Origin of the sequence: Natronincola peptidivorans, assembly GCF_900111615.1 — a bacterium.
Lineage (GTDB): Bacteria > Bacillota > Clostridia > Peptostreptococcales > Natronincolaceae > Natronincola_A > Natronincola_A peptidivorans.
On sequence record NZ_FOHU01000004.1, the window covers coordinates 107,737 to 121,515 of the forward strand.

The window sequence follows — 13,779 nt, forward strand, 5'->3', positions numbered from 1 at the left end:
CAGTTGAAGGTTGTCCACTTTTGTTATGCCTTCCTGATACTTAAGCAAACATCTGTCATGCAAGCACCCGCTCCAGGATCTCTTAATTTCTTAAACTCTTCTACACTAAAATCTGGAATTAAGTCTCCATCATTGGCACCTTTTCCATCAGCAAGTCTAAGAGCCTTACTTCTGTGTCCAAAACCATGTTCGATCATGATGGTGTCAGGTCTAATTCCTTGGATGAGTCTTGCTTTTAGTTTGACTTCGTTAACTTTAGATTTTACAATTACTTCATCTCCATCTTTTATTCCCATTTCAGCTGCCTTATCAGCATTCATGACAGCATGATTCTCTGGAGAAATTTCATGAGCTATTCTATTATTTTGAGTTGCTGCCATCTTGTGGACAATTGGTCTATTGATTACAAAATAAAATGGGTATTCTTCAGATGGCATTTCAAGCTTAGGTTGCCAAGTAGGCAGCGGGTCAAAACCATATTTTTCAAAAACAGTTGCATATAGCTCAATTTTTCCACTAGGGGTATTAAATTCTTCTCTAGGCTCTAAAGCTTGTTCATCCCCCCAAAGACCAGTAGGGCTTTGCTTGAATTCTTCCCAGCTAGTACCTATTGCTTTGAGGCGCTCATCATCAAACTTACCACCTGAAACTCCTTCAAAATATCTCCCTAAGCCCATTTTATCCGCCAGCTCTAAAATAATAGAACCAAATCCTTTTGTATTGTGTAGTGATGTCTCACTAACTGGTAACCTTATAGCAAGCTGAGGATACATAGAATGATATCCCCTATTTGCAAAACTTGATGTTTCTAAGAAATGTGGTTCTGGGAAAACTATATCAGCCAATTGCACTAGCTCCGTAGGAATGATTTCACATACTACTAAGAAATCCAATTTCTTGAAAGCCTCTGTCATCCTCTTTGCATTAGGAAATGTCAGTGTGTTGTAGCCCCTTACCAAAGCTGCTTTTACAGGATAAGGTTTTTCATTTAGGATACCATCAGCAACTGTAGCCATATTACCTCTGTAATAAGTATGCATGATTGGCTCTTCATCCCATCCATCTATTCTTTTCGTAACCATATCAGGAAACGCTGGTGGTGGGAATATTGCATCCATTCCAGGTAACCTTGGGTTCCGTGGAAGCATGGCACCTCCTGGCCTATCTATGGTCCCTACAAGGGCGTTTAAAAGCACTTGTGATTGAGCCAATTTAGTACTGTTCACATAATTTGGTCCTGCTGCATCCCTCTTATGACTTGGTATATGAGCTGGAGGAGTTTGAGCAAATTCTCTAGCAATTCTTCTGATTACATCCGCAGGAACATCCGTTAGTTCCTCCGCCCATTCTGGCGTATACCTTCTAGCAAAACTTATAACTTCTTCAATACCAGTGGTGTATTTTTCAACAAACTCCTTGTCATATAGTTTCTCTTGAGTAATTACATGAATCATGGCTAATGTAAAGGCTAAATCAGTTCCAGGTTTAATAGGGATCCACTCATGAGCTTTAGATGCTGTTATAGACTGATAAGGATCTAACACAACAAGCTTTGCTCCTTTTCTAAGAGCATTCGTTACATTCTGCATATGCATATTTTTAGCCTTTCCTAGCAAATCGCAGCCAAAGGATAAAATATACTTGGTATTCTCCAGATCATAGGTCCAAGGCTTTCCACTCCCCGTTACCATAGCATGCCAAGCAGCCTCCTGAGTTGTAAAACAGGTACTTTGGTGGGCAATAAAGTTAGGCGTTCCGATGGCTCTACCCAATCTTTCAGAAAAAGGATGACTACGATGGAAAAAACTAATGGCATGTCCCCCATATTCTTCGCGAATTTCATTGAATTTTTCCGCTACCGTTTCAATAGCCTCTTCCCAAGAAATTTCTACAAATTTTGGGTCTTCATTTTCTCCCTTATTTGGATTTGTTCTTTTCATAGGCTGTTTTACCCTATCAGGGTCATATAGTGTTTCTAAAGTATTATAGCCTTTAACGCATAAGCGTCCTGTAGCAGCCTGATCATGAGGATTACCTTTTAAGTGAACCACTCGTCCATTCTGTACATAAGCTTGTATAGCACAGCCTCCACTACAAACACCACAGAAACTCGGAACAACCTTTGCACTTTCCTCATTTAAAGGAAGTGCATCCTGTTCTTGAGCTCTAACAAACTTAGGTACACCTAAGCCTACTCCAGCAGCTAATCCAGCACCTACAGTTGTTTTAATAAAATCTCTACGATCCAACTTGAATCTTTCGCGACCACTCACTTTGCTTCACTCCTTCCTAAAAAAATTAACAATTTTGGATAAGTATCTTTTTCTCAGACTCAATAAATTCAGCAGCATACTCCGCTACCTTTTTATAAAAGGCAGCATCTGTACTTTTTGTTATGTCCTCTAACAATTTTGGCATCCATTGTCCTATGTGATTGTTAAAAAAACGACGTACTAAATCATGCTTTTCCTCTTCAATCAAATGTGACATAAAATTTAATTCTGCTGAAATATGATCCTCTAGGAAGCCGCTGCTTTCATCCAGCTTGAATCCACATTGGTAATAAAATCTTTTTACCTCCAACCATGGTTCTTGCTTTAGCTGAAACTTCTCTCCCCTGTAAACAGACTCATAAGGTCTAACTCCTGAAGGGAGTAAAAACAAACTAGTGAATTCTACCTGCAAATCTAAAATTTGCTCTTCAGTTAGTAAAGGATCCATTACATCAGCCAACTGATTTGCCGCCTTGTTATTCCCTAAAAAATATGATAAGGAAGCTTCAATAATTTCCTTAGACTTTTCAATCGTTTCTAGATCAATCTTCTTATAAAACAAACTTGACAGCATGATGTAATTTAATCCTCTTAAACTTACTTCAGATATTGACACTCTGTCACCCCCTTCTAATCTGATGCCAACCCTCTGTCACCTCCTTTCAAGTTGAAACTTTATGAGCAAAAGAGTAGTGAAAACTTAACCTGTTATGGCTTGTCTCACAATCTTGACTCTCAGATCCTGTCAAATCTATTAAATGTTAAGTGCATTAACAGCAAAATACATATATTTCTTTATTCCTACTATGGATAATGGCACTAAATATAAGTGTATGTGCCAAATAACAATAAAAAACCCTTGCATATTAATTATTTTTATAGTTATAAAAATTTCTTATATATATTAATATATAATTATTCCATTATATATAAGTTCTAATTATACAACATAAGAACCTCTTATGTTGTACTCAACGATTTATTGTGTATAAATTATTTTTATATCTATAAAAATAATTTATATCATATGTGCATATGTCTATATGGTAATATTCATGGCCTTATATTCTCTCTGCTGGTTATTTCTATCTAGTGGTATGTCACCGATTTATTTACATATTGATATTCCATAATAAGTTGTAGAGTAACTCACTTTTTATTATTTGAATATCCATAAGTATAACTTGTTTTAATAAAATATTTTGTTCCTACTAACCTTAATGAGTGAATTAATTTAGATGAATAGTGATATAAATATAAATATTAGCATTATAATTTTTCATTTGTTTATGCTATTATATAATATTTTTTTGGATGTGTCTGTAGTTTTTGCAGCGTATAAGTTGTTTTTATATGCATTAGATTTTTTTATGCTATATTGGCATCTCTGTATATTTATAAACAAAGGGATTATCTATCTATATTTTTTCATTGCAAAACTACTGGATAAGGCTTATCTGATGGAACAATATCAATCCCTACTCTAAATAAAGGCTCTGTTAAACACTATTGTTGATTTTAGAGTTCTATTAGTTCTTGGGATTTGTCATCCTGTGGGAACCGAAGGATCTAAGACTCTTCGCTATGCTCAGAGTGACAATCACTCAGAATCTTATCATGATTTTATTTATATAATATCAACATCTATCTTTAAATATAGCCTAAATAAAAAAGTGATGATTTAAAGTAGGTCATGTAAGGGCTACTTCTTGAATAACACATTTAGGAAGAATTTCTTTGACTTATTAAAATCAGAATTTCTCTACCTCTTGGAGCTCATGTCGCTAAGATATTTTTCCAAAGATCTTGAAATTATCTAGATTAATACAGTAACAAAGGAATCAAATGCAAATTAAAAGGACTGAATTCGTTTCAATAACGAATTCAGTACCTAGAAAGTGTTGAGGCTTAAATAGTCTGTCAAAAAAATGAGTTCCTATCCTAGCTTATTTCATTACATTTAGTGCCTCTACAGCATTATAAGAGCTTCTGACAAAGGGACCGCTTGCTACATATTTAAACCCCATATTTAATGCTCTTTCTTTATAGTCATCAAATTTTTCTGGTGGTATGTATTCAACCACTTCTATATGTTCCTTGGTTGGTTGTAGGTATTGTCCCAATGTCAGAATATCACAATTTATTTTTATTAAGTCCTCCATGACCCTTATGATTTCCTCTTCCTTTTCACCCAAGCCCAACATTATTCCAGTTTTTATAACTATGCTTCCGTCTATATCTTTTACAGCTTTCAATATACTTAAAGATCTTTGATAATCCGCCTGTGGCCTTACCTGTTGGTATAAAGATGGAACTGTCTCTAGATTGTGATTGATAATTTCAGGCTTAGCTTTAATAATTTCTTTTAATGCCTGTAGATTACCAGCAAAATCAGGTATCAACACTTCTATTGTAATGCCTTTATTCAGATTCTTAATTTCATTAATGGTTTTGGCAAAATGTCCAGCTCCTCCGTCGAGTAAATCATCTCTAGTAACGGAAGTAATAACTACGTGCTTTAATCCTAATTTTTCTACCGCAATGGCAACATTTTGAGGTTCCTTTTCATCTAACTTTTCTGGTGACTCTTTTGAAACTGCACAAAATCTACAGTTTCTGGTGCAAGTTTTTCCTAAAATCATAAAGGTAGCAGTTTGGTTTTCAAAGCATTCTCCGATATTTGGACAATCTGCCCCTTCACATACAGTATGCAGAGATAGAGACTTTAGCATTTTTTCCATTGCATTTAGACTTTCTTGATTTGGTGCTTTTTTCCTTAACCAAGGGGGTCTATTTTTAATCATCTGTCAGAATCAGCTCCTCTAATGCTTCTATTTTTTCTTCTACTAATTCACAGTTAAAGGATTCTTGAAAGCTATTTTTTATACCAAGGTAAACTTCTTCTTTTTGAACATCCTCCTTAATCTTTTTGATGGAGGCAACACCCAATTCAGTGATACCACAAGGTTGAATCATTCTAAAGTGTTCTTCATTCACTGAATAGTTCAAAGCAAAACCATGGTAGGTAATCCAGTTTTTCACAGATATTCCCATAGCACATATCTTATTCTCCCCTACCCATACACCTCTATATTTATTTTTTCTACCTGCTAACATCCCCATATCTTTCAATGTTATGATGATCGTTTCCTCTAACTGTTGCAAATACCAATGGATATCTTGATGAAAGTGCTTTAGATTTAAAATAGGATAACCAACAATTTGTCCAGGACCATGATAAGTAATATTTCCTCCTCGGTCTGTCTCGTATAAATCTATACCCATAGAGGCAATATATTCTTTAGACCACAATAGATTTTCCATGCCACCATTTTTCCCAACTGTAAAAACGGGAAAATGCTCTACTAATAGAAAGAACCCCGCTATATCTTCACACTTTTTTATATAGTCTACAAGCATGTATTGTATTTTTAGTGATTTTTGGTATTCCATAATGTCTAGATTAATTAAACCAACTTTTTTCAAGGTTTTTCCCCCTTTGCTTTAGTAGGCCTTTTTTAGAGGTAACACATACAAATTAGGTTGTTTCCGATGTTATCAATAAATTTTTGACAATTTATAGTTGGACTTTTTTCTATGGGCTTATCTATATAACCACTATTTGAGGTTTTATAGATAAACCCACAGCCAGAGCTATGGGTTTATCCCTATATATAAGAGGGGGGAGAATTATCTTTTCACCACATGAATACAACTATCATAAACATCATGAGCTGCCTCCAAAACAGCTTCAGATACAGTAGGATGCCCATGAATGGTTGTTATTATCTCATCTATGGTTGCTTCTAATCGGATGGCTAGTGAACCCTCAGCAATCATATCTGTAGCCCTAGGTCCTGCTATATGTAGTCCTAAGACCTCGCCGGTTTTTGCATCTGCAACAAACTTCACCATTCCTTCAGTTTCCTGCATGATGAGGGATTTTCCATTAGCCATAAATGGGAATTTTCCAGTCTTAACATTATATCCTGCTGTTTTTGCTTCTTCTTCTGTTAATCCAACTGTAGCAATCTCTGGCTTTGTATATACACAAGAGGGTATTGTTTTAAAATCTATGGTAGCCTCTTCTCCCATAATGGTTTCCGCTGCAACGATTCCCTGAGCTGATGCAACATGAGCCAGCATAATACCTCCTGTACAATCACCAATTGCATAAATATTATTGATATTTGTCTGCATTTTTTTATTAATATCAATAGCTTTACCATTAAGCTTAATGCCTATTTCTTTTAAGCCAACATGGTCTGTAGAAGGCTTTCGACCTGTAGCTATGAGTACCTTCTCTGCCTGAATTTTTGTCTCTGTATTATCATAAGAAATAGAAACCTCTAATAATCCTTTGTCTTCTTTTATAGCCTTTACTTTTGTGTTGGTTTTAATCTCTACTTTGTTCTTTTCTAATTCATGCTCTACGTATTGTACAATTTCCTGGTCCATTGTATTTAGTATATTGGGTAGCATCTCTACTACCGTCACTTTTGATCCTAATCTGCTATAAATACTTGCAAATTCAGTCCCTATTACACCTCCGCCTATAATGCAGATGCTTTTTGGTATCTCCTCTAAAGAAAGCGCTTCATCACTATTGATTACATTCTCTAAAGTTGCTCCCTCTATAGGAATTTTTGTAGATTCTGATCCTACGGCTACAATAGCGTAATCAAAATCAATGATTTCTTTTCCTTCATCCGTTAGCTGAACCTCTAACTGATTTTTGCTAATGAAATGCCCTCTGCCATGCATTATTTTAACTTTATTGGAATTCAATAATGCTTTTACACCATCTACTAATTGCTTCACTACATTATTTTTTCTTTCCTGTAGTTTATCCCAATCTAGTCCTACTTTTTCAACCACTAATCCGATGTCATTTACTTCCTTCATGTGACTATATAATTCTGCAGTATGAAGTAATACCTTTGTAGGAATACATCCCACATTTAAACAGGTACCACCCAATGCTTCCTTCTCTATAATGGTTACTTCGGCCCCTAGTTGTGCTGCTCTTATGGCAGCTACATATCCTCCAGGACCTCCCCCAAGAACAGCTATTCTCATAGTATCCCTCCTAAAGCAGTAATTTCCCTGGTTTTTCTATATATTCTTTCACACGTGCTAAGAATTGTGCTCCTACTGCTCCATCTACTACTCTATGATCTGCTGTTAAACTTAGGTTCATCATAGGCTTTATAACTACTTTTCCATCTATTACCATTGGTGTGTCTATAATATTGTTAATTCCTAAAATTCCAACCTCCGGTGGATTAATAATTGGGGTGAAGGATTCCATCCCGAACATCCCTAAATTGGTTATGGTAAAGGTACCACCTGTATAGTCATCTTCTGTTAATTCATTGCTTCTAGCTTTTTCAGCTAGTTCTTTTACTTCCGTTGATATCTCTTTTAACCCTTTACTATCAGCAAGCTTTACAACTGGTACCACAAGGCCTTCCTCCAGTGCAACCGCTACCCCAACATTGGCATAATTCCTTAGTATTATTTCATCATTTTCGATAGAGCTATTGAGATATGGAAATTCTATTAAAGCCCTTGCCACAATTTTTACTAATAAATCTGTGTAAGTAACCTTTTGCTCATTTGACAATTGCTCTTTAAGCTCTTTTAAGTTAGTTACATCTGCCTTGAGATTATAAGTAACTGCTGGTGCCGTAGTCCAGCTTTGATGCATTCTATTGGCAATAACTTTTCTCATTTGATTCATAGCCACTCTTTTTTCTTCCTGTTTGCCAAAGGCTATGGTGCTTTGTTCTTTTACAAAGTTATAAACATCTGCCTTCATAATTCTTGTGTCTTTATGGATTTCTGTTAAGTCTACTTGCAATTCTTCCGCAGTTTTAACAGCCATTGGAGATGCCTTTACTTTTTTTGTTGAAGCTTCCATATGGGCTAAAACATCTCTTTCTACGATTCTACCTTTAGGACCAGTTCCAGTTATGATGGATAAGTCTAAACCGTTGTCTCTAGCTATTTTTTTTGCCAAAGGAGATGCTTTTATATCACCTGTGCTTACAACTGCAGTGCTTTTTTCTACAACTGCCTCATTTTTAGTATTTTCTTCATTGTCCTCTATGTCTTCTCCTAGATAATTGCTGATATCCTCGTTTTCTTCCCCGATAATAGCTACATTTTTTTTCACTTCACAGACTTGACCTTCTTGCACGAAAATCTTTCTTAAAACTCCACCAACAGTACTATTTACTTCATTGCTGATTTTGTCTGTAGAAACCTCGAAAAGTGCTTCGCCCTTCTCTACATAATCTCCTTCCTTTTTTAACCAATTAGTAATAGTTCCCTCTACCATAGTTAATCCTAACTTAGGCATTTGTATTAAAGTAGCCATATGATCCCTCCTTTTTCATACATGCTTAGTGATTCCCTTTTTCTTAGCTGCTGACCATTATTCTACATACCTAATAATGATGGTAGGAAGGTTGATATGAATGGTATGTAAGTAATTAAAAGCAAAGCTATTATGGAAACAACAACAAATGGAATCACCGCCCTGGATATTCTGCTTAAGCTAATTTTTGCAATGCCACAGGCGACATACAGGTTAACACCTACTGGAGGAGTAAATTGCCCTATGGCTAAGTTCACTGTCATAATGATGCCGAAATGAAGTAAATCTACTCCTATTACATTAAGGATTGGTATAAATATTGGTAATAAAATATAGTAGGCGCTAATTGCGTCAATAAAGCAGCCGGCTATTAATAAAATGATGTTCATGATAATCAAAATGATAAATTTGTTTGTAGTCATAGCCATCATCGACTGAGCAATTCCAGTAGCAATCCCTTGGGTTGTAACAATCCATGCGAAAACAGAGGCAGAGGATACGATTAACATAACTACCGCTGAACTGATGGATGCGTCCACCATTAGTTTGCCTAAATCCCTTATCTTTAGTTCCTTGTATATAAAAATCCCAACGAATAAGCCATAAAATACTGCTACACCTGCAGCTTCTGTAGGAGTAAAGATGCCTCCATAGATTCCACCTAGTATGATGACTGGTGTCATAATTCCCCATAGGGCTTCTCTAAATGACTTCCATAGCTCCGCTGGTGTGGCAACCTTAACATTCTTAAACTCATAATTTTTAGAAACAATTAGGCTTGCAACAATCAAAGATAAACCAAACAACAAGCCAGGAACAATTCCCGCAATAAATAGCTTTCCTATTGATACTTCAGCAACAACTCCATAGACAACAAATGCAATACTAGGAGGAATAATAATACCAATCGCCCCAGCTGAGGCTACCAATGCTGAAGCCATTCCTTTTTCATAGCCCGCATCATCCATTGCTGGAATCAAAATAGAGCCTAATGCCGCAACTGTTGCTGGTCCTGAACCTGAAATAGCCGCAAAAAAACAGGATGTGATAACGGATACAATTGCTAACCCACCCCTTAGATGACCTACAGCCTTATTTGCAAAGTCTATAAGTCTCTTGGAAATACCAGCTCGCTCCATAATCATCCCCGCCAGAATAAAAAACGGAATAGCCAATAGCGTAAACTTTGCTGTAGCTGAATACATGGTAAAGGAGTATATTGACAATGGTACATCAAATACAATTAAACTAATAATAGAAGATAAACCAAGTGCTACAGCAATGGGGATATTCATCAATAATAGTACAAAAAAGGACCCAAATAATGTTAACACTGAAAAACCCATTTATTCATCCCCCTTTTGCTTAAATGCTTCTATGCCGCCTACTAAAAAACCCAGCATACATAATGCCGCACCTATTGGGATAGCAGATCCAAAGATCCATTGTGGTAAGCCCAATGCAGGTGACATTTGTCCATATCGCGCCTGTGATTTTGTCATCAGATAGCCATAATATGCTAATAATCCAAATAATCCTGATGATATAATTCCTGTTAATAGACTCAATATTCTTTGGTTTGCTTCTGAAAGTCTATCAAATATAATCGTTAGCCCTAGATGTCCCCCTTTTCTTGCAGCTAAAGCAGCAGCAATAAATGTGTTAAATACAAAGAGGCCAATGGTTAATTCCTCAGTAAATGAAAAGGAAGCTTTAAAAACATTTCTGGATAGTACATTACCAAAATTGATGGTTGCCATTACTATTAAACTAGAAATCAATAGCCATTTGGCAATTTTCTCAATCCAATCATAAATCCTAATCATTTTGCTCACCACCTTTATTACAGTGACCTGCTATGCAGGCCACTGTGTGTTTTGTAATAAATCTTATCTAAACATATCCATTAATTCTTTACCAATAATCTCTTCATGTGCTTCATAAACAGGTATTACTTTTTGTCTAAATGCTTCGATTTGTTCATCTGTAAGCTCAGTTACTGTCATTCCTTGATCAATTAAGAATTGAAGGTTTGCAGCTTCTGCTTCTCTGTTTAATTGTACTTGGTATGCACTAGCTTCTTCAGCAGCTTCTGAAAAAATCGTTTGCAATTCTGGGCTCATTGAATCAAACTTAGCTTTGTTCATACCTAAAATCAATGCATCATAGGAATAGTTCCATAAAGATATTTGATCTTGTACTTCATACAGGTTACTGGAAACAATAATCGCTAAAGGATTTTCTTGTCCATCAATGGCTCCTTGTTGTAATGCAGTAAATACCTCTGCAAAGTTCATTACTGTAGGATCGGCTCCTAATGCTCTATATAGGTCTGTATACATTTGCATTGCAGGAATTCTGATTTTCATTCCCGCCATATCTTCTGGAGAGGCAATAGCTCTTCTACTATTGGTTACTTGTCTAAAACCGTTTTCTCCAAAAGCTAAAGGCTCAATTCCTTTTTCTCTAGTCAAATCTTTTATTGCTTGACCAGGTGCACCATTTAGAGCTGCGTCTACCATTTCGTTGTTTGGTAGAATCCAAGGCATTGAGATAACTGAATACTTAGGATCTAAAACAGAATAAATAATTGTGGAGTGATAGGATAAATCGGTTACACCATTTTGTAACTGCTCAATCCCTCCTGGTTGATTACCATTAGATAGTTGCTCATTTGGAAAAATATTAATGGTAACTTGACCGTCAGTTCTTTCACTTACTAACTCTGCAAATCTTTCAGCACCCTTGTACCAAGGTGATGTGTCAGCAGTGGTTACACTCATTCTTAAGGTCATTGCATCAAATTGACTACCTTGCTCTGCTGGCGCCTCTCCTGCATCTCCCCCCGCTGGAGCCTCTGGACTACTGGAACATCCTGCCATCAGTGAAACTACTAACATACAAACTAGTAATAACGTGATTCTCTTTTTCATACATTCTCCTCCTCTTAAATTGAATTTAAAGTTACCTTGATTTAAGCATAGGTTAACTTTATTAAAAGAAATTATAACATTTCTTTTATACCTTTGACAATTTCTTCTGTTTTAGGCCGATAAGCCTCTTCCAATGTTGGACTAAATGGTACAGGGGTATACTTGGCCCCTACCCTCACAATAGGTGCATCTAAATAATCTAGTCCCTCTTCAGCAACAATAGCAGCTATTTCTGCTCCAACTCCTCCGATTTTTACTGCTTCATGAGCAATCAATAATCTCTTTGTTTTTGCAACAGAATTTAAGATTGTCTCTTTATCGATAGGAGATATCGTCCTCAGGTCGATAATTTCTGCGTTGATTCCTTCTTTGGCTAATTCATCAGCTGCTTCAAAAGCATTTTGCATCATAATGGAATAGGATACAATGGTTACATCCTTACCTTCCTTCGCTACTTTGGCCTTACCTATTGGCACTAGTATTTCCTCATCCTCAGGTACTTCTCCTTCTTGTCTAAACAGATCCTTATTTTCAAAATAAATAATAGGATTATCATCTCTGATAGCTGCTTTTAATAACCCTTTTGCATCATAAGCATTAGACGGCGCTACCACTTTTATGCCAGGAATGTGTAAAAACCAAGCTTCTATACTTTGTGAGTGTTGGGCTGCTGCCGACCGCACTAATCCGTCTGGTGCCCTTATAACCATAGGTACAGTGGCCTGGCCTCCAAACATATATCTAATTTTAGCCATCTGATTAAATATTTCATCCATACATACACCCATAAAATCTGCAAAATGCATATCCGCAACAGGACGCATGCCTGCTAATGCAGCTCCTATAGCTGCCCCTATAATTGCTGTTTCCGAAATAGGAGTGTCTCTTACTCTATCAAAACCAAATTCTTGAGGTAAGCCTTTGAATTGTCCAAAGATTCCTCCCTGTCTAGCAATATCTTCCCCTAAAATAAAAACATTTTCATCCCTTCTCATTTCTTCCTGCATCGCTTCTAAAGTTGCTTGTGAAAATGTAATTTTTCTCATCCTACTCACCCCCTAAACGTATAAATCAGTGTATAGTTCTTCAACACCAGGAAACGGACTGTTTTTAGCAAAGTCAATAGCTTTCTCAATCTCAAATTTTATTTCTTCTCTTATTTCTTCAAGATCACTTTCCGTCATATCTCCAGAGGATAAAACCTTATCCTCAAATCGTTTAATTGGATCATTGCTGTCAAATCGTTCTTTAACCTCTTCCTTTGTTCTATACATTTCTGGGTCTCCCACAAAATGCCCTTTGATTCGATAGGTTTTTGCCTCAAGCAATGTAGGTCCTTCACCCCTTCTAGCCCTTTCTACTGCTGTTTTAGCAGCTTCATACACTTCAAAAACATCATTTCCGTCTACAATCACTCCTGGAATTCCATAGCCTACTGCTCGATCAGCGATGTCTTTTACTGAAGTTTGTGTTAAATATGGAGTAGTTGATGCCCATTCGTTATTTTCACATACAAAAATTACTGGTAATTTCCATACTGCCGCCATGTTTAATGCCTCATGGAATGTCCCCCTATTTGAAGCTCCATCACCAAAGAATACTACAGCAATATTATCGGTACCTTTCATTTGCTCTGCTAGAGCACCTCCAACAGCTAAAGTATAGCCGCCTCCCACAACGCCATTCGCTCCCAGCATGCCTACACTAAAGTCTGCTATATGCATCGAACCGCCCTTACCTTTGCAATAGCCAGTTTTTTTGCCAAACAGCTCCGCCATCATTCTGTCAAGCTGTGCCCCTTTGGCAATGGTATGTCCATGACCTCTATGGGTGCTTTGGATATAATCCTTATGGGTTAGATTTTGGCATACAGCTGTAGCAATGGCTTCTTCTCCAATGTATAGATGGACAAACCCAGGGATTTCTCCCTTTAAGGACATTTCATCAATTGTTTCTTCAAAGTAGCGAATGCTTACCATTGTCTTGTAAAAATCCTTTAGCAATGCTTTATCATACATAGCTGGCACCTCCTGAAATTTTTTATTTTTAGTTATATAAATATACTTGCTATATCTTGGCAGCAAATTTCGATCCAATCATTTTCATCTTCTTCAATCCCACGTTTAAAAATCACAATGTCAAGATTTCGCTTTTAAATGTTTGAATTTCAATAAAATATATCTATCCATCC

General features: G+C 36.5%; 11 protein-coding genes. All 11 read right to left on the reverse strand.

The features are described 5' to 3' along the window. Positions 1-23: 23 nt before the first annotated feature. Positions 24-2,273, reverse strand: coding sequence for a molybdopterin-containing oxidoreductase family protein (locus tag BMX10_RS06405; protein ID WP_090441131.1), 2,250 nt, complete (start codon positions 2,271-2,273; stop codon positions 24-26). 25 nt (positions 2,274-2,298) lie between these two features. After that, a complete protein-coding gene (locus BMX10_RS06410) occupies positions 2,299-2,889 on the reverse strand; it encodes a TorD/DmsD family molecular chaperone (protein WP_090441134.1) in 591 nt (196 codons plus the stop codon). 1,330 nt (positions 2,890-4,219) lie between these two features. After that, positions 4,220-5,077, reverse strand: coding sequence for a lipoyl synthase (gene lipA, locus BMX10_RS06420; RefSeq protein ID WP_090441140.1), 858 nt, complete (start codon positions 5,075-5,077; stop codon positions 4,220-4,222). Next, entirely contained in the window at positions 5,070-5,759 is a 690-nt protein-coding gene (lipB, locus tag BMX10_RS06425; RefSeq protein WP_208976117.1) for a lipoyl(octanoyl) transferase LipB, read from the reverse strand. The genes lipA and lipB overlap by 8 nt, the downstream gene beginning before the upstream one ends. 204 nt (positions 5,760-5,963) lie before the next feature. Then, entirely contained in the window at positions 5,964-7,352 is a 1,389-nt protein-coding gene (gene lpdA / locus BMX10_RS06430; RefSeq protein ID WP_090441143.1) for a dihydrolipoyl dehydrogenase, read from the reverse strand. Positions 7,353-7,362: 10 nt separating this feature from the next. Then, a complete protein-coding gene (locus BMX10_RS06435) occupies positions 7,363-8,655 on the reverse strand; it encodes a dihydrolipoamide acetyltransferase family protein (protein WP_090441146.1) in 1,293 nt (430 codons plus the stop codon). 62 nt (positions 8,656-8,717) lie between these two features. Next, positions 8,718-10,001 carry a TRAP transporter large permease gene (locus BMX10_RS06440; protein ID WP_090441149.1) on the reverse strand — a complete coding sequence of 428 codons (1,284 nt, stop codon included), beginning with the start codon at positions 9,999-10,001 and terminating at the stop codon, positions 8,718-8,720. Continuing rightward, a complete protein-coding gene (locus BMX10_RS06445) occupies positions 10,002-10,481 on the reverse strand; it encodes a TRAP transporter small permease (protein ID WP_090441152.1) in 480 nt (159 codons plus the stop codon). Between the two features lie 63 nt (positions 10,482-10,544). After that, a complete protein-coding gene (locus BMX10_RS06450; protein WP_208976118.1) occupies positions 10,545-11,588 on the reverse strand; it encodes a DctP family TRAP transporter solute-binding subunit in 1,044 nt (347 codons plus the stop codon). Positions 11,589-11,659: 71 nt separating this feature from the next. Continuing rightward, positions 11,660-12,634 carry an alpha-ketoacid dehydrogenase subunit beta gene (locus BMX10_RS06455; RefSeq protein ID WP_090441155.1) on the reverse strand — a complete coding sequence of 325 codons (975 nt, stop codon included), beginning with the start codon at positions 12,632-12,634 and terminating at the stop codon, positions 11,660-11,662. Positions 12,635-12,646: 12 nt separating this feature from the next. Continuing rightward, positions 12,647-13,606, reverse strand: coding sequence for a thiamine pyrophosphate-dependent dehydrogenase E1 component subunit alpha (locus BMX10_RS06460; protein WP_090441158.1), 960 nt, complete (start codon positions 13,604-13,606; stop codon positions 12,647-12,649). Positions 13,607-13,779: the final 173 nt, after the last annotated feature.

Excerpts from the sequence above, each read along its gene's own strand:
- BMX10_RS06460 (WP_090441158.1), bottom strand. The coding sequence starts at position 13,606 with ATGTATGATAAAGCATTGCTAAAGGATTTTTACAAGACAATGGTAAGC.
- BMX10_RS06440 (WP_090441149.1), bottom strand. The coding sequence starts at position 10,001 with ATGGGTTTTTCAGTGTTAACATTATTTGGGTCCTTTTTTGTACTATTA.
- BMX10_RS06450 (WP_208976118.1), bottom strand. The coding sequence starts at position 11,588 with ATGAAAAAGAGAATCACGTTATTACTAGTTTGTATGTTAGTAGTTTCA.
- lpdA (WP_090441143.1), bottom strand. The coding sequence starts at position 7,352 with ATGAGAATAGCTGTTCTTGGGGGAGGTCCTGGAGGATATGTAGCTGCC.
- lipA (WP_090441140.1), bottom strand. The coding sequence starts at position 5,077 with ATGATTAAAAATAGACCCCCTTGGTTAAGGAAAAAAGCACCAAATCAA.
- BMX10_RS06445 (WP_090441152.1), bottom strand. The coding sequence starts at position 10,481 with ATGATTAGGATTTATGATTGGATTGAGAAAATTGCCAAATGGCTATTG.
- BMX10_RS06455 (WP_090441155.1), bottom strand. The coding sequence starts at position 12,634 with ATGAGAAAAATTACATTTTCACAAGCAACTTTAGAAGCGATGCAGGAA.
- BMX10_RS06435 (WP_090441146.1), bottom strand. The coding sequence starts at position 8,655 with ATGGCTACTTTAATACAAATGCCTAAGTTAGGATTAACTATGGTAGAG.